This is a genomic window from Streptomyces sp. NPDC006923, assembly GCF_040635655.1.
Classification (GTDB): domain Bacteria; phylum Actinomycetota; class Actinomycetes; order Streptomycetales; family Streptomycetaceae; genus Streptomyces.
On sequence record NZ_JBEYIF010000014.1, the window covers coordinates 88,747 to 110,373 of the forward strand.

At 69.1% G+C, this 21,627-nt stretch carries 15 protein-coding genes; 10 read left to right on the top strand and 5 right to left on the bottom strand.

Features of this window, described 5'->3' with window-relative positions; genetic code table 11:
• Positions 1 to 47 precede the first annotated feature (47 nt).
• From ABZ707_RS25475 to ABZ707_RS25485, 3 genes are all read left to right on the top strand, one after another.
• A complete protein-coding gene (locus tag ABZ707_RS25475) occupies positions 48 to 659 on the top strand; it encodes a response regulator transcription factor (protein ID WP_360179339.1) in 612 nt (203 codons plus the stop codon).
• A gap of 95 nt (positions 660 to 754) precedes the next feature.
• Entirely contained in the window at positions 755 to 1,234 is a 480-nt protein-coding gene (locus tag ABZ707_RS25480) for a DUF485 domain-containing protein (RefSeq protein WP_360179222.1), read from the top strand.
• Positions 1,231 to 2,823: a cation acetate symporter gene (locus ABZ707_RS25485; RefSeq protein WP_360179224.1), complete on the top strand. Its 1,593-nt coding sequence runs from the start codon at positions 1,231 to 1,233 to the stop codon at positions 2,821 to 2,823. The genes ABZ707_RS25480 and ABZ707_RS25485 overlap by 4 nt, the downstream gene beginning before the upstream one ends.
• Positions 2,824 to 2,856: 33 nt before the next feature.
• Here ABZ707_RS25485 and ABZ707_RS25490 read toward each other — a convergent pair whose 3' ends face one another.
• A complete protein-coding gene (locus ABZ707_RS25490; RefSeq protein ID WP_360179226.1) occupies positions 2,857 to 3,540 on the bottom strand; it encodes a response regulator in 684 nt (227 codons plus the stop codon).
• A complete protein-coding gene (locus ABZ707_RS25495; protein WP_360179228.1) occupies positions 3,537 to 5,213 on the bottom strand; it encodes a sensor histidine kinase in 1,677 nt (558 codons plus the stop codon). Before ABZ707_RS25495 ends, ABZ707_RS25490 begins: the two co-directional genes overlap by 4 nt.
• A 321-nt stretch (positions 5,214 to 5,534) precedes the next feature.
• Here ABZ707_RS25495 and ABZ707_RS25500 point away from each other — a divergent pair, with 321 nt between their 5' ends.
• Positions 5,535 to 9,824 carry a discoidin domain-containing protein gene (locus ABZ707_RS25500; protein ID WP_360179230.1) on the top strand — a complete coding sequence of 1,430 codons (4,290 nt, stop codon included), beginning with the start codon at positions 5,535 to 5,537 and terminating at the stop codon, positions 9,822 to 9,824.
• A gap of 134 nt (positions 9,825 to 9,958) precedes the next feature.
• Positions 9,959 to 10,999, top strand: a complete 1,041-nt coding sequence (locus tag ABZ707_RS25505; protein WP_360179232.1) for a LacI family DNA-binding transcriptional regulator — start codon at positions 9,959 to 9,961, stop codon at positions 10,997 to 10,999.
• Between the two features lie 126 nt (positions 11,000 to 11,125).
• On the opposite strand, the gene ABZ707_RS25510 is transcribed toward ABZ707_RS25505, so the two are convergent.
• Positions 11,126 to 11,662: an ABC transporter permease gene (locus tag ABZ707_RS25510; protein WP_360179234.1), complete on the bottom strand. Its 537-nt coding sequence runs from the start codon at positions 11,660 to 11,662 to the stop codon at positions 11,126 to 11,128.
• A gap of 154 nt (positions 11,663 to 11,816) precedes the next feature.
• Positions 11,817 to 12,035, bottom strand: coding sequence for a hypothetical protein (locus tag ABZ707_RS25515; RefSeq protein ID WP_360179236.1), 219 nt, complete (start codon positions 12,033 to 12,035; stop codon positions 11,817 to 11,819).
• A 409-nt stretch (positions 12,036 to 12,444) separates the two neighbouring features.
• Between ABZ707_RS25515 and ABZ707_RS25520 the strand changes: the two genes are divergently transcribed.
• The 5 genes from ABZ707_RS25520 to ABZ707_RS25540 all read left to right on the top strand — a co-directional run bounded on the left by ABZ707_RS25520 (position 12,445) and on the right by ABZ707_RS25540 (position 19,022).
• Positions 12,445 to 13,794, top strand: coding sequence for an extracellular solute-binding protein (locus ABZ707_RS25520; protein ID WP_360179238.1), 1,350 nt, complete (start codon positions 12,445 to 12,447; stop codon positions 13,792 to 13,794).
• 7 nt (positions 13,795 to 13,801) lie between these two features.
• Positions 13,802 to 14,758, top strand: a complete 957-nt coding sequence (locus tag ABZ707_RS25525) for a sugar ABC transporter permease (protein WP_360179240.1) — start codon at positions 13,802 to 13,804, stop codon at positions 14,756 to 14,758.
• A 15-nt stretch (positions 14,759 to 14,773) separates the two neighbouring features.
• Positions 14,774 to 15,724 carry a carbohydrate ABC transporter permease gene (locus tag ABZ707_RS25530; protein WP_360179242.1) on the top strand — a complete coding sequence of 317 codons (951 nt, stop codon included), beginning with the start codon at positions 14,774 to 14,776 and terminating at the stop codon, positions 15,722 to 15,724.
• Positions 15,725 to 16,056: 332 nt separating this feature from the next.
• Positions 16,057 to 17,664 carry a glycoside hydrolase family 13 protein gene (locus ABZ707_RS25535; RefSeq protein WP_360179244.1) on the top strand — a complete coding sequence of 536 codons (1,608 nt, stop codon included), beginning with the start codon at positions 16,057 to 16,059 and terminating at the stop codon, positions 17,662 to 17,664.
• A gap of 263 nt (positions 17,665 to 17,927) precedes the next feature.
• A complete protein-coding gene (locus ABZ707_RS25540) occupies positions 17,928 to 19,022 on the top strand; it encodes a GTP-binding protein (protein ID WP_360179246.1) in 1,095 nt (364 codons plus the stop codon).
• Between the two features lie 7 nt (positions 19,023 to 19,029).
• On the opposite strand, the gene ABZ707_RS25545 is transcribed toward ABZ707_RS25540, so the two are convergent.
• Entirely contained in the window at positions 19,030 to 21,480 is a 2,451-nt protein-coding gene (locus tag ABZ707_RS25545) for a DNA topoisomerase IV subunit A (RefSeq protein WP_360179248.1), read from the bottom strand.
• Positions 21,481 to 21,627 lie beyond the last annotated feature (147 nt).

Sequence of the window (21,627 nt, forward strand, 5' to 3'; positions counted from 1 at the left end):
GGGTGGTGGTGGCCGACGACCAGGCGGTGGTGCGGGAGGGCATCGTCATGCTGCTCGGGCTGCTGCCGGGCATCAAGGTCGTCGGCGCGGCCAAGGACGGCGAGGAGGCCGTTGCCCTCGTCGCCGAGTTCGCCCCCGACGTCGTCCTGATGGATCTGCGCATGCCGCGCTGCGACGGCGTCGAGGCGACCCGCCGGATCCGTACCGAACATCCGGCGACCCAGGTCGTGGTGCTCACGACGTACGCCGACGACGACTCGCTGTTCGCCGCGCTCCGGGCGGGCGCCCGGGGTTATCTCACCAAGGACGCCCGGGGCGAGGAGATCGTCCGGGCCGTCGAGGACGTGCTGGCCGGACAGGCCGGGCTGGCACCGTCGGTGCAGCGCAGGCTCCTTGAACGGGTCACGGCCCCGCCCGCCGTACCGGCGCCCGCGGAACTGCCCGACGGGCTCACGGCCCGCGAGGCCGAGGTGCTGACCCTGGTCGCCGAGGGACTCTCCAACAAGGAGATCGCGGGACGCCTCCACATCGGAGCGGCCACGGTCAAGACGCACATCAACAATCTCTTCGCCAAAACCGGTGTGCGCGACCGGGCCCAGGCGGTGCGATACGCATATCAGCGGGGACTTATCGCACCACCCGGGACAACCATCACCTGATGGGGTGAAGTCGGCGCAGAGAGGAAACGCGATCTTCCCGCTCTGCCCATCCTTGAGTCGCGGCCGAAAAGGTTCGCTGACAAGGAGAGCTGCCGGTGGAGAAGCACGAAGGGCGTGACGCCGCAGCGGTGCGGCTCGACGACCCGTGGTACGACGCGCTGGACAACGGCTGGGGCGGGCTGGACAGTACGGTCACGCCCGCGACGCCGGCCGCGCCGGACGGGACAACGGCCCCGGGACAGGGCCACAGCGCCGCCGACATCTATGTGGAGGTGCAGCGCAGCGCCGCCTTCCAGGAGGTGCGGCGCCGCTATCGGAGGTTTGTCGTCCCCGCCACGATCGCCTTCTTCGCCTGGTACCTCGCCTATGTCGTGGCGGCGACCACGGCACCGGAGCTGATGGCCCGGCCGGTGGCGGGCGCGGTCAATGTGGCGATGGCGGCCGGGCTGGGCCAGTTCCTCTCCACCTTCCTGCTGGCCTGGGCGTACGCGCGCCACGCCCGCCTGCGCCGGGACCACGCGGCCCTCGAACTGCGGTGGGACACCCAGGAGATGACGCGGGGGATCGACCGGTGAGCGGCGACCACCAGACCCTGGCGCTGCTTCTCTTCAGCGGATTCGTCCTGCTGACCCTGGTGATCACCACCTGGGCGGGCCGCAAGCGCCATGGCTCCGCGGAGGAGTTCTACGCGGGCGGCAGACTCTTCTCGCCGTTGGAGAACGGCTTCGCCATCGCCGGTGACTACATGTCCGCCGCGTCCTTCCTCGGGATCTCGGGTCTGATCGCCCTCTTCGGTTACGACGGCATGCTCTACTCGGTTGGCTTTCTGGTCGCCTGGCTCGTCGTGCTGTTCCTGGTCGCCGAACTCGTCCGTAACTGCGGCCGGTTCACCCTGGCCGACGTGGTCGCCGCCCGGATGAGGGAGCGGCCGGTCAGGATCGCGGCGGGCACCTCCTCGGTCGCCGTGTCGGTGCTCTATCTGGTGGCGCAGATGGTCGGGGCGGGCAGCCTGGTCGCGCTGCTGCTCGGCGGCACCAGCGAAGCGGCGCGCACCTGGACGGTGATCGGAGTGGGCGCGCTGATGGTCGTCTATGTCTCCCTCGGCGGGATGCGCGCCACCACCTGGATCCAGATCGTCAAGGCCGTCCTGCTGATGGCCGGTGCGATCGCGCTGACCGTCCTGGTCCTGATCCGCTTCCAGGGCGATGTCAATCATCTGCTGAACACCGCCGTCGCACAGAGCGGCCACGGAGCGGAATTCCTCTCACCCGGCCTGAAGTACGGCGGGGACTGGACCGCGCGCTTCGACTTCATCAGCCTGGGCCTGGCCCTGGTGCTGGGCACGGCCGGACTGCCGCACATCCTGTCCCGCTTCTACACCGTGCCCACCGCGCGCGCCGCCCGCCGGTCGGTCGTCTGGTCCATCGGACTCATCGGCGGGTTCTACCTGATGACGATCGTGCTCGGCTTCGGCGCGGCCGCACTGGTCGGCTCCGACGCCGTGCGGGCCTCGAACGCCGCCGGGAACACGGCGGTGCCGCTGCTCGCGCTCGATCTCGGCGGCGGAGCGGGATCAACCGGTGGCACCGTCCTCTTCGCGGTGGTCGCGGCGATCGCGTTCGCGACCATCCTGGCCGTGGTCGCGGGCATCACGCTCGCCTCCTCCGCTTCCGTCGCCCATGATCTGTACGCCTCGCTCAGGCGAAAGCACGCCAAGCAGCGGAGCGAGGTGGCCGTGGCCCGGGTGGCCGCGGCCGGCATCGGTGCCGTGGCCATCGCCCTCAGCCTGCTGGCCCAGGATCTGAACGTGGCCTTCCTGGTGGGTCTCGCCTTCGCCGTCGCGGCCTCCGCCAATCTGCCCGTGCTGCTGTACTCGCTGTTCTGGCGGAAGTTCACCACCCGGGGCGCGGTCTGGTCCGTGTACGGAGGGCTGATCCCGGCGATTGTGCTGGTGGCGCTCTCACCCGTGGTCTCCGGCAGCCCCGACGCGATCATCCCCGGGGCCGATTTCCATGTCTTCCCGCTCCAGAACCCGGGCGTGGTCTCCATCCCGCTGGGTTTCCTCGCCGGCTGGATCGGGACGGTCCTCTCCTCCGAGCCGCCGGACGCGGCCAAGCACGCGGAGACCGAGGTCCGTTCGCTGACCGGCGCGGGGGCCGTATGAGAGGTAGTTCACCGGGGGCCTGAACCCCAGGCCCTACGGGCGGGCGCCCGTCATCCAGGTGTAGCGGTGTTCCGGGCGTCCCGTCTCGCCGTACCGGAGGCTGAGCCGCACCTGGCCCGTCCGCTCCAGCAGTTTCAGGTAGCGCTGCGCGGTCTGCCGGCTCATCCCCGCGTGCTCCGCGATGTCGTGCGCCGACAGCGGTTCCTCAGCACCCAGCAGCACCTGGCGCACCAGTTCGGCGGTGGTGGGCGAGTGGCCCTTGGGCAGATGTGGCGCGGCTGAGGCGGACAGCGCCCCGAACATCCGGTCCACCTCGGACTGTTCGGTCTCCCCGCCGCTGTCGAGGGTGCGGCGCAGTGTCGCGTACGCCTCCAACTTGGCCCGCAGTCCGGCGAAGTCGAAAGGTTTGATCAGGTACTGGAACGCGCCGTGGCGCATCGCGGCCTGGATGGTGGCCACATCGCGCGCGGCGGTCACCATGATCACATCGGTCGGATGGCCGAGGCGGCGCAACTCCCGCACCACGGTGAGCCCGTCCTCGTCCGGCAGCCAGTGGTCCAGGAGGACGAGGTCGATGGAACGCTCGGAGAGCCTGGCGAGTGCCTCGGCGGCCGAGTGTGCCCGCGCGACGACCCGGAAGCCCGCCACCTTCGCCACATAGGCCGTGTTGATCTCCGCGACCCGGATGTCGTCGTCCACGACCAGTACGTCGATCACTCTGTCCCCTCCACTGTGCCGGGCCCGGCGGCAGTCGCCCGCTCCGACACCGGTCCGCCCGCTCCCGGCAGTGCCTCCGGAAGGACCACCGTGAACTCCGCGCCGCCGTCCGCCGACCGGCCGACCCGTGCGCTGCCGCCCTGCCGCTCGGCGAGTCTGCGCACCAGGGCCAGGCCGAGGCCGCGTTTGCCGTGGGCCGGCGGTTTCTTTGTCGACCAGCCCTCCGAGAAGACCAGCTCGCGCTGGTCCACCGGCACACCGGGACCGCTGTCGGATATCCGGACGACCACCGTACGGCCCTCGGTACGCAGCTCCACCTCGATCCGCGGATCCCCGGAGCCGGCCGCGGCGTCCAGCGCGTTGTCGACCAGGTTTCCCACCACCGTGACCAGGCCCTGCGGATCCACCAGCCGGTCCGGCAGCAGGGAGCCGGGCGACAGCCGCAGCGAGACACCCCGCTCGGCGGCGACCGTCGCCTTGCCGACCAGCAGCGCCGCCGTCAGCGGGTCGTGAATCCGCTCGGTGATCTGCTCGGCGGTGGCCCGGTGCACTCCGACGACCTCGGTCACGAACTCCGCCGCCTCCTCGTGCATCTCCAGTTCCAGCAGCCCGAGCAGCGTATGCATCCGGTTCGCGTGCTCGTGGTCCTGGGCGCGCAGGGCGTCGATCAGGCCCCGGGTGGCGTCCAGCTCCCTGCCCAGCCGCTCCAGCTCCGTACGGTCCCGGAGTGTGACGACGGCGCCTCCGTCGTCGGTGGGCATCCGGTTGGCGACCAGCACGCGGCTGCCCTGGACGGCGAGCAGATCCTCGCCCCGCACCCGTCCCGTCAGCACATCGGTGGTACGTCCGCCGTCGAGCAGCTCGTCCAGCGGCCGGCCGGTGGCGTCGGGCCCGAGCCCCAGCAGCCGCTGCGCCTCGTCGTTCATCAGCCGGATCCGGCCGGCCCCGTCCAGCGCGACGACTCCTTCGCGCAAGCTGTGCAGCATGGCCTCCCGCTCGGTGAGCAGTGCCGAGATGTCGGAGAAGGCCAGGTCATGGGTCTGCCGCTGAAGGCGTCTGGAGATCAGATAGGCGGCGAGCGCCCCGGCCGCCAGGGCTCCGCCCGCGTATGCCAGCAGCCCCGGGATCGCGGCGAGCAGCCGGTCCCTGACGCTGTCGTACGCGATACCGACCGAGACGGCTCCGACGATCCTTCTCGTCTCGTCGCGCAGCGGGACCTTGCCCCGGGCGGAGCGGCCCAGAGTGCCGTTGTCGATGCCCATGACGTGCTCGCCCGCGAGGGCCTCGCTGGGATCGGTCGAGACGACCCGGCCGATCTGCCGGACGTCGGTGTGGGTCCAGCGCACCCCGCGCCGGTCCATGATCACCACATACTCGGCGCCGGTGGCCTTTCTGATGCGTTCGGCCTCGGCCTGCAGTGGCCCGTCGGCCGCAGGCCGCGATGCCAGCAGTTCGCCGGCGACCCGGGGGGAGGCGGTGGTCTCGGCGATGGCGAGCGCGCGGCGCATCGCCTGGTCGTCCAGCTCGGAGCTGAAGGGCGCCAGGAACAGCCCGGTGGCCAGCACGGTGACGCCCGCGGCGATGGCGAGTTGCATCAGCAGCACCTGGGAGAAGACCCGGCGTGGCCAGCCGAATCGCCGTCGTTTTCCCGCGCTGCTCGGTCGGGCGCTCATGCGTACGAACGGTAGAGGGCCGGGCTTCCTTTCTGAAATTTCCACTCTGCCGCAACTGGCTTGCAAGTTTTGCAGGTTGCTTACGTTTGCCTGATAGGCGGCCAGAAAGGGCGTGGTGTGGACCTACGGGTGCCAACTCGTGAGGCCGGCCACGCGATTTGGTTCTGTCCGAGCTGTGGACGGACTCGCATTTCTCTGCAACTCTCTGACCGCAAAACGCAAAAGACTCCGTTCATTAGTGCAGAAACGCTTGCCGGACAGGCACGCAGCCAGAGCCGCGCCCTCGCCGCCCCCCGCGCCGAGGCCGAAGATCGGGGATCCATGAGATCGCTACGCCGGAGATGGCGGGTCCTCTCGACCGCCGTAGCCACCAGTCTTTTGATGGTCGGTTGGCCGTCACTCGCCGCTTCGGCGGCCGACGGCCCCAACATCGCCGCGGGGCGGACCGCGGCGGCGAGCGCCACCACGGGCGGCGCGACTGCCCGTAATGTCACGGACGGCAACCAGTCGACGTACTGGGAGGGCGGTGGCAAGAAGTTCCCCCAGTGGGTGCAGTCGGACCTCGGGTCCAGCAAGCGCGTCGACCAGGTGACACTGAAGCTCCCCGCGGGATGGGAGAGCCGTCGGCAGACCCTGTCGCTGCAGGGCAGCGAGGACGGCACCAGCTTCACGACGCTCAAGAGCTCGGCCACCTACACCTTCAGCAAGGGCGCGGGCAACAAGGTCACCGTCTCGTTCCCGGCCACCAGGACGCGGTTTGTACGGGCCGACATCACCGCCAACTCGGCCGGCAAGAAGGCCCAGCTCTCCGAGCTCGAGGTGCGCACCGCCGCCGCGGCGTCGGTGAATCTGGCCCTCGGCAAGACCCTCACGGCAAGCAGCTTCACCGAGGTCTACGGCCCCGGAAACGCCAACGACGGCAACAAGGCCACCTACTGGGAGAGCAGGAACAACGCCTTCCCGCAGTGGATCCAGGCCGACCTCGCCTCCTCGGTCCGCGTCAACCAGGTGGTGCTGCGGCTGCCGGACGGCTGGGGCGCCAGGGACCAGACCCTGAAGGTCCAGGGCTCCACCAACAACGTCGACTTCGCGGATCTGACGGCGTCCAAGGCGTACACGTTCAACTCAGCGGGCGCGAACACGGTGACGATCCCCTTCGACGCCACCACCCAGCGCTATGTCCGGGTGCTGATCACGGCCAACACCGGGCAGCCCGGCGGCCAGCTCTCCGAGCTGGAGGTCTACGGCCCCGAGACCGGTGACACCACGGCTCCGACCGCGCCGGCCGAGCTGACGTACACCCAGCCGGCGTCCGGCCAGATCAGGCTGTCCTGGCGGCCGTCGACGGACAACACGGGCGTGACCGGTTACGACATCTACGCCAACAACCAGCTCCGGACGAGCGTCACGGGCAATGTCACGACCTTCACGGACAACCAGCCCAACAGCGCCACTGTCTCGTACTACGTACGGGCCAGGGACGCGGCCGGCAATGTGTCGTCCAACAGCAACACCGTCACCCGTCAGGGAGACACGGGCGACACCCAGGCGCCGACCGTCCCCGCCAACCTCGCCTTCACCGAGCCGTCCTCCGGCCAGATCAGGCTGACCTGGGGCGCGTCGACGGACAACACGGGCGTGACCGGTTACGACATCTACGCCAACAACACGCTGCGGGGCAGTGTCGCGGGCAATGTCCTGACCTACACGGACACGCAGTCCGCGGGCGCCACGGTCTCGTACTACGTGCGGGCCAAGGACGCGGCGGGCAACCAGTCCGGCAACAGCAACGCGGTGACCAGGAACGGCAGCGGCGGTTCGGCGTCGAACCTCGCCGTCGGCAAGCCGATCACCGCGTCCTCCTCCGTCTTCACGTTTGTCGCGGAGAACGCCAACGACAACAGCACCAGCACCTACTGGGAGGGCGCGGGCGGCAGCTACCCCAACACCCTCACGGTGAAGCTGGGCGCCAACGCCGACACCCAGAGCGTGGTCGTCAAGCTCAACCCGGACAGCAGCTGGGGCGCGCGGACGCAGAACATCCAGGTCCTCGGCCGTGAGCAGAGCGCTTCCGGCTACACCAGCCTGGTGGCCGCCAAGGACTACGCGTTCAGTCCGGCGAGCGGCAACTCGGTGACCATCCCGGTCAGTTCCCGGGTCGCCGACGTCCAGCTCAGGTTCAACTCCAACACCGGCTCCGGCGCGGGCCAGGTGGCGGAGTTCCAGATCCTCGGGGACCCGGCGCCCAACCCGGACCTCCAGGTCACCGGCCTGACCGCGGCTCCCGCCTCGCCGGTCGAGTCCGACGCGATCACCTTGTCGGCGACCGTGCGCAACGCCGGAGCGGTCGCCGCGCCGGCCGGTTCGGTCGAATTCCGGCTCGGCGGCACCAAGGTCGGCACCGGTTCGGTGAGCGCCCTGGCGGCCGGAGCCTCGGCCACGGTCACCGCGAACATCGGTGCGCGTGACGCCGGTACGTACCAGCTCAGCGCGGTGGCGGACCCGGCCGACGCGATCATCGAGCAGAACGAGACCAACAACACCTACACCAGTGCCACCTCTCTGGTGGTGCGCCCGGTCGCGAGCTCGGACCTGGTCGCCACCTCGGTCAGCACGTCGCCGTCCGCTCCGGCGGCCGGGAACACGGTCTCCTTCTCCGTGGCCATCAAGAACCAGGGCACGGTGGCGTCCGCCGCGGGCAGCCACGGCATCACGCTGACCGTGGTGAACTCCTCGGGCGCCACGGTCAGGACACTGACCGGCACGTACAACGGCACCATCGCCGCCGGTGCCACCTCCGCGCCGGTGGGCCTCGGCACCTGGACGGCCGCCAACGGCTCGTACACGGTGAAGGTGGTCCTCGCCGACGACGCCAACGAGCTGCCGGTGAAGCGGGCCAACAACACCAGCTCGCAGCCGCTCTTCGTGGGCCGCGGCGCCAACATGCCGTACGACATGTACGAGGCGGAGGACGGTGTCGCGGGCGGTGGCGCGCAGGTCGTTGGTCCGAACCGGACCGTCGGCGACGTCGCGGGCGAGGCGTCCGGCCGTAAGGCCGTCACCCTCAACGACACCGGCAACTACGTCGAGTTCACCACCAGGGCCAGCACCAACACCCTGGTCACGCGCTTCTCCATCCCGGACGCCGCAGGCGGCGGTGGCATCAACTCCAATCTGAACATCTACGTCGACGGCACGTTCCTCAAGGCCATCGACCTCACCTCGAAGTACGCCTGGCTGTACGGGGCGGAGACCGGCCCCGGCAACTCGCCCGGTGCCGGCGGTCCCCGTCACATCTATGACGAGGCCAACGTCATGCTGGGCAGGACCGTCCCGGCGGGCAGCAAGATCAGGCTGCAGAAGGACACCGCCAACACCTCCAGGTACGCGATCGACTTCATCAACCTGGAGCAGGTCTCCCAGATCGCCAACCCGGACCCGGCCACTTACACGGCCCCGACCGGCTTCACCCACCAGGACGTGCAGAACGCCCTGGACCGGGTCCGGATGGACACCACTGGCACGCTCGTCGGTGTCTACCTGCCGCCGGGCGACTACCAGACGTCCAGCAAGTTCCAGGTGTACGGCAAGCCGGTCAAGGTCCTCGGCGCGGGCCCCTGGTACACCAGGTTCTTCGCTCCGTCCGGCCAGGAGAACACCGATGTCGGCTTCCGCGTGGAGGCCGCCGCGAAGGGCTCTTCCTTCACCGGCTTCGCGTACTTCGGCAACTACACCTCGCGCATCGACGGACCCGGCAAGGTCTTCGACCTCTCCAACGTCAGCGACATCACCATCGACAACATCTGGAACGAGCACACGGTCTGCCTCTACTGGGGCGCCAACGCGGACCGGATCACCATTAAGAACTCCCGGATCCGCAACACCTTCGCCGACGGTGTGAACATGACCAACGGCAGCACGGACAACCATGTCGTCAACAACGAGGCGCGAGCCACCGGTGACGACAGCTTCGCGCTCTTCTCGGCGATCGACGCCGGTGGCGCGGACATGTACAACAACGTCTACGAGAACCTGACCTCGCTCCTCACCTGGCGTGCGGCGGGCCTCGCCGTATACGGCGGCTACCACAACACCTTCCGCAACATCACCATCGCGGACACGCTCGTGTACTCGGGCATTACGGTCAGCTCGCTGGACTTCGGCTACGCGATGAACGGCTTCGGGACGGATCCGACAACGATCGAGAATGTGTCGGTCGTCCGGTCCGGCGGTCACTTCTGGGGCTCGCAGACCTTCCCCGGGATCTGGCTGTTCTCCGCGTCCAAGGTGTTCCAGGGGATCCGGATCAACAACGTCGACATCGTCGATCCGACCTACAGCGGGATCATGTTCCAGACGAACTACGTGGGCGGTCAGCCGCAGTTCCCGATCAAGGACACCATCCTCAGCGACATCTCGATCACCGGCGCCCGCAAGAGCGGTGACGCGTTCGACGCCAAGTCCGGCTTCGGACTGTGGGCGAACGAGATGCCCGAGGCGGGTCAGGGACCGGCGGTCGGTGAGGTGACCTTCAACCGCCTGACGCTCAACAACAACGCCGTGGACATCAAGAACACGACCCCCGGCTTCAGGATCATCATCAATCCGTAGGGAGGGCCGCGGACGGGCCCGGTGACGGGTCCACGGGGCGATGCCGGCCGGATTCTTCCGGCCGGCATCGCGCCTGTTGCCCTCTTTACGCTCCAGAGCAAGTAGCTTGCATCCCTTGCGATAGTCTTGCGTGTATGACGCGACGACTTGCTCAGGTGGCGAAGAAGGTTGGGGTCAGTGAGGCCACGGTCAGCCGGGTGCTCAACGGCAAACCCGGAGTCTCACAGGCCACACGGCAGTCGGTGCTGACCGCGCTGGACGTGCTCGGCTACGAGCGCCCGACACAGCTTCGGGGGGAGCGCGCCAGGCTCGTCGGGCTGGTCCTGCCGGAGCTGCAGAATCCCATCTTCCCCGCGTTCGCCGAGGTGATCGGCGGAGCGCTGGCCCAGCAGGGCCTCACACCCGTGCTCTGTACCCAGACCAAGGGCGGTGTCTCCGAGGCCGACTATGTGGAGCTGCTGCTCCAGCAGCAGGTGTCCGGGGTGGTCTTCGCGGGTGGCCTGTTCGCGCAGGCGGACGCGCCACACGACCATTACCGGCAGCTCGCCGAGCGCAAGATCCCGGTCGTCCTGATCAACGCGCCGATAGAGAACCTCGACTTCCCCTGCATCTCCTGCGACGACGCCGTCGCCGTCGAGCAGGCGTGGCGCCATCTCGCCTCTCTCGGCCACGAGCGCATCGGTCTGGTGCTCGGTCCCTCCGACCATGTGCCGTCCCGGCGCAAGCTGGCCGCGGCGCTCGCGGCGGCGAAGGCCGCGAAGGCGAAGCTGCCCGACGAGTACATCGAGCGCACCATGTTCTCGCTGGAGGGCGGCCAGGCGGCGGCCTCGCGGCTGCTGGACCGGGGGGTCACCGGGATCATTTGCGCCAGCGACCCGCTGGCGCTGGGCGCGGTACGGGCGGCCCGCCGGCGCGGCCTCGACGTACCGCGCGAGGTGTCCGTGGTCGGCTTCGACGACTCCGCCTTCATGAACTGCACCGAGCCCCCGCTGACCACGGTCCGCCAGCCCATCGAGGCCATGGGGCGAGCCGCCGTCGAGATGCTGAGTGCCCAGATCCAGGGCGGTGCGGTCCCGCCCGGCGAGCTGCTCTTCGAGCCGGAGCTGGTGGTACGGGGCTCCACGGCGCAGGCTCCCCGGCAGGCGGTGGGCGCCGAGGCGGCGGCGCGCGGCTGACAGCCGACCGGTTGTCAAACTTTTTCGAAACGCACGCGAAATATTACGGACATCTGCCGGGACGAAGTGCCACCGGGGCCCGCTCATGGGCCCCGGGGCCGTCTCCGGGACCCGGAAACGGTTCCCTCAGGTCCGCAGGATGCCGTCCAGCCGGCGTGAAGCCACCGCCAGGCCGAGCGCGCCGAGCGCGAGCAGATAGAGGACCGGGACGATCAGCCCGGGACCGGGGGACCCCAGGAACGGGCCGCGCAGCAGTTCGATGCTCTGGTAGAGCGGCAGGCACTCGACCGCGATGCGCAACGGCCGCGGATAGACGTCCAGCGGATAGAAGGTCGTCGCGAACAGGAACATCGGCAACATCGCGAGCTGGATGATCTGGAAGTCCTGCCAGTCGCGCAGGAACGTGACGACCGCGAGGCCGACCGAGGCGAAGGCGAAGCCGATCGGCCCGTAGTGGCCTTCGGGTCCGGTCGACTCGTACACCGGTCCCGCCGAGTCGACAAACGCGGTCTGCATGCTCGCCGCGGCCAGCAGACCCGGCGTCAGGAACGCCAGATACGGGCCGTTCTGCAGTGAGGGGTCGGCGTTGTCACTGATCGGCTTGCCCAGGCCGACGCCGATCCCGGTCAGGAACAGCAGCGGATTGGCGACGCTGATCACCACGGTGCCGCGCCAGGTGCGCCGGTACCGGTGCGGCCAGTACGAGAGCTCCCGGAGCGCCGGGTGGCGCGGGCGCGGTCCGGCGCCGGTGCCGGTGCCGGGCCGGGCGGCCGGGGGGAGCGGGTGTCGGGGATGAGGTGTCGTCCTCCCTGGCGGTTCAGTCGACCAGGCTGCGGCCGGTGAGGGTCAGAAAGACGTCCTCCAGGCTCGCCCGGCGAACGAGAGCGGTGACGGGCGTGATCCCCCGGGCGTGCGCGGCGGCCAGCGTGGCCTCCCCGTCGTCCGTGTAGAGCAGCAGCCGGTCCGAGAGCGCCTCGGTACGGCCCGCCTTGATCGCCGCCTCGGGCGTCGTGGAGGTGGCGCCGGGCGCGGGCAAGCGGCTTGCGGTATCTGCGTAAGAATTGCGCTCCCTCTTCGCGGAGTTCGCAAGAAAGCGATAACGCCGGGGTCGGCACTGCCTGGCCGAAAGTGTCTTCCCCGGCGCCGGGTGTTCCGGTGGTCCGCGGTGGAACCCCGCCCTCCGTGTCGAGCGTGCCGACCGCTCGTCCGCGCGGCGCGCGCAGGCCGGACTGGGCATCGGGAAGCGGCGGCACGCCCCGGTGCGGTTGGTCCGAAAGCATAGGGTACGGACGCCTCTTCGACCCCCGCTCATGCAGGTTGCTGTCAAGTATTTGCGAAATCGGAGCGACATATTGCGGACATCCGTAGTTAGTGGTTGAGTGAGCGCCGCCACACAGCGAGCAGCTGTGGGTTTCCCACGCTCCTGCCCAAGAGGGGTCCCACCGATGAGAAGCTCCGGGTTCCGCCGCACCTGTACCGCCGCCATAGCCTCCGCACTGGCCCTGACTGGACTGGCCGCCTGCGGCTCGGACAGCGAGGACACCGCGGGCGGCAAGACGCAGATCACCGTGAACTGCATGCCGCCCAAGAGTGCCAAGATCGACCGGAAGAGCTTCGAGGACGACATCAAGACGTTCGAGAAGGCGAACCCGGACATCGACGTGGTCGGCCGCGATGCCTTCCCCTGCCAGGACCCCAAGACCTTCGACGCCAAGCTCGCCGGCGGCCAGATGGAGAACGTCTTCTACACGTACTTCACGGACGCCAAGCACGTCGTCGACATCAACCAGGCCGCGGACATCACGTCGTACGTGAAGGACATGGCGGGCTACGCCGACATCCAGCAGTCGCTCCGCGACGTCTACACGGTGGACGGCAAGATCTACGGCGTCCCGCGCACCAACTACTCGATGGGCCTCCTCTACAACAAGAAGCTCTTCCAGCAGGCCGGCCTCGACCCCAACAAGCCGCCGGCCACCTGGGAAGAGGTACGCGCGGCCGCCAAGAAGATCGCGGGCCTCGGCAAGGGCTATGTGGGATACGCCGACTACAGCGCCCAGAACCAGGGCGGCTGGCACTTCACCGCCGAGATGTACTCGCAGGGCGGCGACGTCGTCACTCCCGACGGCAAGAAGAGCGCCGTCGACAGCCCCGAGGGCAAGGCGGTCCTGCAGACCCTGCAGGACATGCGCTGGACCGACAACTCCATGGGCACCAAGCAGCTCCTCATCCTCAACGACGTCCAGCAGATGATGGGCTCCGGCAAGCTCGGCATGTACATCTCGGCGCCGGACAATGTCCCGATCCTGGTGAAGGAGAAGGGCGGCAAGTACGAGGACCTGGCGCTCGCGCCGATGCCGGGCGGCAAGGGCACGCTCGCGGGCGGCGACGGCTACATGTTCAACAAGAAGAACACCCCGGCGCAGATCAAGGCCGGTCTGAAGTGGCTCGCGTTCCAGACGAACACCCCGGGCAGCGGCCTGAACGACTGGAAGCGCGCGGCGGACCTCAAGGCCCCGGTCGGTCTCCCCGAGCCCCGTCTGTGGACCGGCGCGACCGACGCCAAGGACCTGGCGCTGAAGAAGCAGTACGCCAACGTCCCGGTCGAGAACTACCAGCCCTTCCTTGACGGCAGCCAGCAGCTCACGCTCAAGCTGGAGCCGCCGAAGGCCCAGCAGATCTACTCGGTCCTCGACGGAGCGGTGTCCTCGGTCCTCACCAAGAAGGACGCCGACATCGACAATCTCCTGAAGGACGCGCAGTCCAAGATCGACGGAATTCTGGCTCGGGGCTGACGCACCGATGAAAACTGCCCAGGCCGTCCAGCGGTCCGCCGCCGTGCCGCCCGCCACAACGGGGCAGCGGCCGGCGGGCCGCGGGGCCCCCAGCCCCTTCCGCCGCAAGCTCTCCCATCAGGCGCGCGCCTACGCGTTCCTGATCGGCGGCTTGATCTGCTTCGCGCTGTTCTCCTGGTATCCGGCGATCCGCGCGGTGATCATCGCCTTCCAGAAGTTCACCCCCGGATCAGCTCCGGAATGGGTGGGGACCGCCAACTTCACTCAGGTCTTCGCCGACCCGGAGTTCGGAGCGGCCTGGCGCAACACGCTCACGTTCACGGTGCTCGCGCTGCTGCTCGGCTTCGCGGTGCCGTTCCTGATGGCGCTCGTGCTCAATGAACTGCGCCACGCGAAGTCGTTCTTCCGGGTGGTCGTCTACCTTCCGGTGATGATCCCGCCGGTGGTCAGCGCCCTGCTGTGGAAGTGGTTCTACGATCCGGGCGCCGGCCTCGCCAACGAGGCGCTCGGCTTCCTCCACCTGCCGACGTCGAACTGGACCAACGGCGCGGACACCGCGCTGCTCTCCCTGGTCATCGTCGCCACCTGGGCGAACATGGGCGGCACGGTCCTCATCTACCTCGCCGCCCTCCAGGGAATCCCGGGAGAGCTCTACGAGGCGGCGGAACTGGACGGCGCCAACATCTTCCAGCGCGTGCGCCATGTGACGATCCCGCAGACCCGCTTCATCATCCTGATGCTGATGCTGCTCCAGATCATCGCCACGATGCAGGTCTTCACGGAACCCTTCGTGATCACCGGCGGCGGTCCGGAGAACTCCACCGTCACGATCCTCTACCTCATCTACAAGTACGCGTTCCTCTACAACGACTTCGGCGGGGCCTGCGCCCTGAGCGTGCTGCTGCTGCTCGCGCTCAGCCTCTTCTCCGCCCTCTACCTGCGGCTCACCCGCACCGACGACTGAGAGGAGCGCAGCGCCATGACCCAGATCGCGCCGCCTCCCCGGCAGGCACCCCCCGCGCCCGGTGAGCCCACCGGCGGAAAAACGGACAGCCAGGCCGTACGCACCCTGGTCTCGCCGCTCGCGCTCGCGAGCACCCGCGGCAAGACGCTCTACTGGATCGTCTTCAGCGCCGTCGTCCTGGCTTTCGCGGTGGCCTTCCTGTTCCCCGTGTACTGGATGGCGTCCGGCGCCATGAAGTCCCCGGACGAACTGGTGCAGACCCCGCCGACCCTCATCCCCAAGACCTGGCACGTCAGCGCCTACACCGACGCGTGGGACCTGATGCAGCTTCCGCAGCATCTCTGGAACACGGTGGTGCAGGCCGCAGGTGCCTGGATCCTCCAGCTCGTCTTCTGCACGGCGGCGGCCTACGCCCTGTCCAAGCTGAAGCCGGCGTTCGGCAAGGTGATCCTGGGCGGCATCCTGGCCACACTGATGGTCCCGGCCCAGGCCCTCCTCGTACCGAAGTACCTGACCATCGCCGATCTGCCGCTGATCCACACCAGCCTGCTCAACGATCCGCTGGGCATCTGGCTGCCCGCTGTCGCCAACGCCTTCAACCTCTATCTGCTCAAGCGGTTCTTCGACCAGATCCCGCGAGACGTACTGGAGGCGGCCGAGATCGACGGCGCCGGGAAGCTCCGTACGCTCTGGTCAATCCTGCTGCCGATGTCCCGGCCGGTGCTCGGCGTTGTGTCGATCTTCGCGCTGGTCGCCGTCTGGCAGGATTTCCTCTGGCCGCTGATGGTCTTCCCGGACACCGACAAACAACCCATCAGTGTCGCGCTCGTCCAGCTTTCGCAGAACATCCCGCTCTCGGTGCTGATCGCCGCCATGGTGATCGCCAGCATCCCGATGGTCGCGATGTTCCTCGTCTTCCAGCGCCACATCATCGCCGGCATCAGCGCCGGCAGCACCAAGGGCTGACCGCTTCGGATCCCGCCCGCGACCGGCCCGCATCACCTCGACCACTCCGCACCGGACCGACCTCCCTCACCTTCAATGCCGAAGGCCCGTACGGCGAGACAGCTCTCCCCTGCCTCAGCAGCCGTCCACGCCTCTGGCGTCGACGGTGTCGCGGCACCACCACCGCAGCAGGGACCGAGCCGGCCCCAGGGCCGGCCGACCGTCCTGCGCACCGCCGTCACCCATCCCAGTCCCCGCTGTGGGGCGGCGGTGCGCAGCTTTCGAACCACCCTCGCCTCGTCACGGAAGGCACCGCCGTGAGGGCCACCGCACCAGCCCGAAAGGAACATCGCATGGAAGGCAGCCCTCTGGAGCCCGCCGACACGAATTGGTGGCGGGACGCCGCCATCTATCAGATCTACGTACGCAGCTTCGCCGACGGTGACGGCGACGGCACCGGCGATCTCGCGGGTGTCCGGGCGAGGCTGCCGTATCTCGTGGAACTGGGCGTGGAGGCCCTCTGGTTCACCCCGTGGTATCTCTCGCCGCTCGCGGACGGCGGCTACGACGTGGCGGACTACCGCACCATCGACCCGGCCTTCGGCACTCTGGCCGAGGCCGAGAAACTCATCGCCGAGGCCCGTGAGCTGGGCATCCGCACGATCATTGATGTCGTGCCCAACCATGTCTCCGACCGGCACGCCTGGTTCAGGGCCGCGCTGGCGGCCGGCCCCGGCAGCCCCGAGCGCGAGCTGTTCCACTTCAGGACCGGGCGCGGCGAGAACGGCGAGATCCCGCCTAACGACTGGATCTCCGAGTTCGGCGGCACCCCCTGGACCCGCCTCGACGACGGCGAGTGGTACCTCCATCTCTTCGCCCCGGAGCAGCCCGACCTCAACTGGGCCCACCCGGCGGTGCGCCAGGAACACGAGGACGTGCTGCGCTTCTGGTTCGAGCGCGGGGTCGCCGGCGTACGGATCGACTCCGCCGCGCTGCTGGCCAAGGATCCCGCGCTGCCGGACTTCACGCCCGGCCGCGACCCGCATCCGTATGTGGACCTCGACGAGCTGCACGACGTCTATCGCTCCTGGCGTGCCATCGCCAACGAGTACGACGCCATTTTCGTCGGTGAGGTGTGGCTGCCCGACACCGAGCGGTTCGTGCGCTATCTGCGCCCGGACGAGTTGCACACCGCGTTCAACTTCAAGTTCCTGGCCTGCCCCTGGGACACGGACCTGCTGCGGAGCGCGATCGACGAGACCCTGGCCGAGCACGCGCCGGTCGGCGCCCCGGCCACCTGGGTGCTCTGCAACCACGACGTCACGCGTACGGTCACCCGCTACGGCCGGGCGGAGACCGGCTTCGAATTCGCGGCGAAGGTCTTCGGCACACCGACCGATCTGGCGCTCGGCACCCGTCGCGCCCGCGCCGCCGCGCTGCTCTCGCTCGCGCTTCCCGGCGCCGTCTATCTCTACCAGGGCGAGGAGCTCGGCCTCCCGGAGGCCGACATTCCGCTCGACCGGATCCAGGACCCGATGCACTTCCGCTCCGGCGGTACGGACCCGGGCCGGGACGGCTGCCGGGTGCCCCTGCCCTGGACGGCGGACGCGCCGTACGCCGGGTTCGGCTCCGACACCGAGCCGTGGCTCCCGCAGCCGGAGTCCTGGTCCTCCTATGCCGCCGATCTCCAGTCCGGCGACCCGGACTCGATGCTCAGCCTCTACCGCGAGGCGCTGCGGCTGCGCCGCACCGAGCCCGGCTTCGGGGACGGGCCGATGAACTGGCTGGAGGCCGCTCCCGGCGTGCTGTCCTTCACCCGGAGCGGCGGTCTGATCTGTGTCGTCAATCTCGCCGCCGAACCGGCGGAGCTGCCCGGCCGGGGACAGGTCCTGCTCACCAGTGGTCCGCTGGACGGCGACGGACGTCTCCCGCGCGACACGGCGGCCTGGCTGCGGAGCTGACCCGGGGGCCGGCGCCACCGGCCTTCCCGCGCACGCCCCGGCTGCGCGACAGCGCTCCTGACAACGCTGTCGGGTACGCCGGGGCATCCGGACGGGGGCCGTCCGCCCCGGCGCTCCGCCCCTCGGGGCGGGGCCCCGGGCGGGCGGAGCCGGGCGCCAATATCCTGGAGCGCGGGCGGAGGACCTGGACCGTCCGCCCACGCCGCCCGGGCCATGGACGGAGTGGGCCCCGGACGGACCCGACGCGGCACGGAGGCGCACCCTTGAGCGGCAAGCAGATCCCGGTGGTTGTCCTCACGGGCTTTCTGGGATCCGGCAAGACGACCCTGCTCAACCATCTGCTCCGGCGCCGCGCGGGACGAAGGATCGCGGTCGTCGTCAATGACTTCGGCGCCATCGAGATCGACGCCATGACCGTCGCCGGCCAGGTCGGCTCCACGGTCTCGCTCGGCGACGGCTGTCTGTGCTGCGCCGTCGACGCGAGCGAACTCGACGGGTATCTGGAGCGGCTCTCCCGGCCCGCCGCCAGGATCGACGTCATCGTCATCGAGGCGAGCGGACTGGCCGAGCCCCAGGAACTGGTCCGGATGATCCTCGCCGGGGACAATCCGCGCACCGTGTACGGCGGACTCGTCGGGGTCGTCGACGCCGCCGAGTTCGACGCCACCCGGCAGCGGCACCCCGAGATCGACCGCCATCTCGCCCTCGCCGATCTCGTGGTCCTCAACAAGACCGACCGGGTCGCCGAGCCGGAGCGGCAGCGCATCCTGTCCGTCCTCGGCGGACTCGGACCCGGCACCCCGGTGGTCCCGGCCGTGTACGGACGGATCGACCCGGAGCTGCTTCTCGACCCCGCCGTCCGGCCGGCCGAGGAGACGAAGGCGCGGCAGCTCAGCTTCGAGGATCTGCGCGAGGACGAGCACACGGAGCACGACGGCCACCCGCACACGGCCTATGAGAGCGTCTCGTACACCGCGCGGACGCCGATGAACCCGCGGCGGCTCATGGACTTCCTCGACTCCAGGACCGAAGGGCTCTACCGGATCAAGGGCTTTGTGGACTTCGGAGCGGCCGACCCGGCCAACCGCTATGCCGTGCACGCGGTCGGCCGGTTTCTCCGCTTCTATCCGGAACCCTGGCCGCGCGGCGAGGAGCGTCTCACCCAGGTGGTGCTGATCGGCTCGGGCATCGACGGGGACGCGCTGCGCAAGGAACTCGAAGCGTGCCGGGAGCCCTCCGACGCGGCCGGGACCCGGGAGGACGCGTCGCGGGACCCCGCCGACGACCGGAGCATGTGGGGCGTCCTGCGCTATGTACCCGACCTGTCCGGGCCCGGGAGCCCGGACAGGTCGCCGTAGCGTCCGGTCAGAGCGCCGGGCCGGCCAGGGCCTCGATCTCCGAGGTGAAGGGCGTACCCGAACCGTCCCGGCGCGGGTCCGGTGCCGGCAGCTCCACCGGGGTGCCGTTCTGCTGCGCCGCGTGCGCCGGGCTCGCTCCCGCCCAGGCCAGGGCCAGCTTGTCCTCGCCCTTCAGGAAGCGGTGACAGCGCACTCCGCCGGTCGCCCGGCCCTTGCGCGGATACTGGTCGAACGGGGTGAGCTTCGCCGTACGCACCGAGTCGTCCAGCGTGCCGTCCGAGCCGGTGACCGTGAAGACCACCGCGTCCCCGGCCGGGTCCACCGCCGTGAAGGAGATCACCGCGGCGCCCTCGGCCAGCTTGACACCCGCCATACCGCCCGCGGGCCGGCCCTGCGGCCGTACCTGTGCGGCCTGATAGCGCAGCAGTTGGGCGTCGGAGGTGATGAAGACGAGATCCTCCTCGCCCGTCCGCAACTCCGCGCCACCGACGATCCGGTCACCCTCCTTGAGCGCGATGACCTCCAACTCGTCCTTGTTGGCCGGGTAGTCGGGCACGACCCGCTTGACGACGCCCTGAAGCGTGCCCAGCGCCAGCCCCGGTGACGATTCGTCCAGCGTGGTCAGGCAGACGACCGTCTCGTCGTCCTCCAGCGCGAGGAACTCGGAGATCGGCGCGCCGCCCGAGACACTGGGTGCCGAGGCGGTGTCCGGGAGCTGGGGCAGGTCGATCACCGCGATCCGCAGCAGACGTCCGGCGGAGGTCACCGCGCCGACATCGCCGCGGGCCGTCGCCGGGACGGCCGAGACGATCACATCGTGCTTGACCCGCCTGCCGCCGCCGCCCTCCAGCGGCTCGCCGTTGACCGTACGGGCCAGCAGGCCGGTCGAGGAGAGCAGCACCCGGCACGGATCGTCCGCCACCTCCAGCGGCACCGAGGCGACAGAGGAAGCGGCGGACTCCAGCAGCACCGTGCGCCGCGGAGTGCCGAACTTCTTGGCCACCGCCGCCAGTTCGCCCGAGACCAGCTTGCGCAGCTCGTTGTCCGAGTCGAGGATGCCGGTGAGTTCGTCGATCTCGCCGTTGAGCCGGTCGCGCTCGCTCTCCAGCTCGATCCGGTCGAACCGGGTGAGCCGGCGCAGCGGAGTGTCCAGGATGTACTGCGTCTGGATGTCGCTCAGCGAGAAGTGCTCGATGAGCCGCTCCTTCGCCTGCGCGGAGTTGTCGCTCGACCGGATCAGCCGGATGACCTCGTCGATGTCGATGAGCGCGACAAGCAGCCCCTCGACGAGATGCAGCCGGTCGCGCCGCTTGGTCCGCCGGAACTCGCTGCGCCGGCGCACCACCGTGAACCGGTGGTCCAGATAGACCTCCAGCAGCTCCTTCAGCCCCAGCGTCAGCGGCTGGCCGTCCACCAGCGCCACATTGTTGATGCCGAAGGACTCCTCCATCGGCGTCAGCTTGTAGAGCTGCTCCAGCACCGCCTCGGGCACGAAGCCGTTCTTGATCTCGATCACCAGACGCAGGCCGTGCGCGCGGTCCGTGAGGTCCTTGACGTCCGCGATGCCCTGGAGCTTCTTGGCCGAGACCAGGTCCTTGATCTTCGCGATGACCTTTTCGGGACCGACCGTGAAGGGCAGTTCCGTGATCACCAGGCCCTTGCGGCGGGCGGTGACGTCCTCGACCGTCGCGGTGGCCCGGATCTTGAAGGTGCCCCGGCCGTTCTCGTACGCGTCCTTGATCCCCGTCAGGCCGACGATCCGGCCACCGGTCGGCAGATCCGGGCCCGGCACGAAACGCATCAGCGTCTCCAGGTCCGCGCTCGGGTGCCTGATCAGATGGCGTGCCGCCGCCACGACCTCGCCCAGGTTGTGCGGCGGCATGTTCGTCGCCATCCCGACCGCGATCCCGGAGGCGCCGTTGACCAGCAGATTCGGATACGCGGCCGGAAGTGTGACCGGTTCTCGCTCCTGGCCGTCGTAATTCGGCTCGAAATCGACGGTGTCCTCGTCGATCGATTCCGTCATCAGTGACGTGGCGTCGGCCATCCGGCACTCTGTGTAGCGCATGGCGGCCGGCGGGTCGTCATTGCCGAGCGAGCCGAAGTTGCCGTGTCCGTCGACGAGCGGCAGCCGCATCGAGAACGGCTGCGCCATCCTGACGAGCGCGTCGTAGATCGACGCGTCTCCGTGCGGGTGAAGCTTTCCCATCACCTCGCCGACGACGCGGGCGCACTTCACATAGCCGCGATCCGGGCGCAGGCCCATCTCGTTCATCTGGTAGACGATGCGGCGGTGCACCGGTTTCATGCCGTCCCGGGCGTCCGGCAGGGCCCGGGAGTAGATCACCGAGTAGGCGTACTCGAGGAAGGAGCCCTGCATTTCATCGACCACGTCGATGTCGAGGATCTTCTCCTCGAAGTCCTCCGGCGGCGGGGTCTTCGTGCTGCGGCGGGCCATCGCTGCTGCGGCTCCTTCACAGGTTCTGTGCGGCAACTTCTTGAACTGACGCGGACCATTGTGGACCGCGCCTCTGACAACGCCGACCTCGACCCGTCGTTGAACGTACCGGCCACGGGAACTTCGCCAGGTGGCAGCACGCTTGCA

Coding starts and splice junctions, on each gene's coding strand:
- ABZ707_RS25475 (WP_360179339.1), top strand. CDS start 48: ATGCTGCTCGGGCTGCTGCCGGGCATCAAGGTCGTCGGCGCGGCCAAG.
- ABZ707_RS25495 (WP_360179228.1), bottom strand. CDS start 5,213: ATGAGCGCCCGACCGAGCAGCGCGGGAAAACGACGGCGATTCGGCTGG.
- ABZ707_RS25500 (WP_360179230.1), top strand. CDS start 5,535: ATGAGATCGCTACGCCGGAGATGGCGGGTCCTCTCGACCGCCGTAGCC.
- ABZ707_RS25505 (WP_360179232.1), top strand. CDS start 9,959: ATGACGCGACGACTTGCTCAGGTGGCGAAGAAGGTTGGGGTCAGTGAG.
- ABZ707_RS25520 (WP_360179238.1), top strand. CDS start 12,445: ATGAGAAGCTCCGGGTTCCGCCGCACCTGTACCGCCGCCATAGCCTCC.
- ABZ707_RS25525 (WP_360179240.1), top strand. CDS start 13,802: ATGAAAACTGCCCAGGCCGTCCAGCGGTCCGCCGCCGTGCCGCCCGCC.
- ABZ707_RS25530 (WP_360179242.1), top strand. CDS start 14,774: ATGACCCAGATCGCGCCGCCTCCCCGGCAGGCACCCCCCGCGCCCGGT.
- ABZ707_RS25535 (WP_360179244.1), top strand. CDS start 16,057: ATGGAAGGCAGCCCTCTGGAGCCCGCCGACACGAATTGGTGGCGGGAC.
- ABZ707_RS25545 (WP_360179248.1), bottom strand. CDS start 21,480: ATGGCCCGCCGCAGCACGAAGACCCCGCCGCCGGAGGACTTCGAGGAG.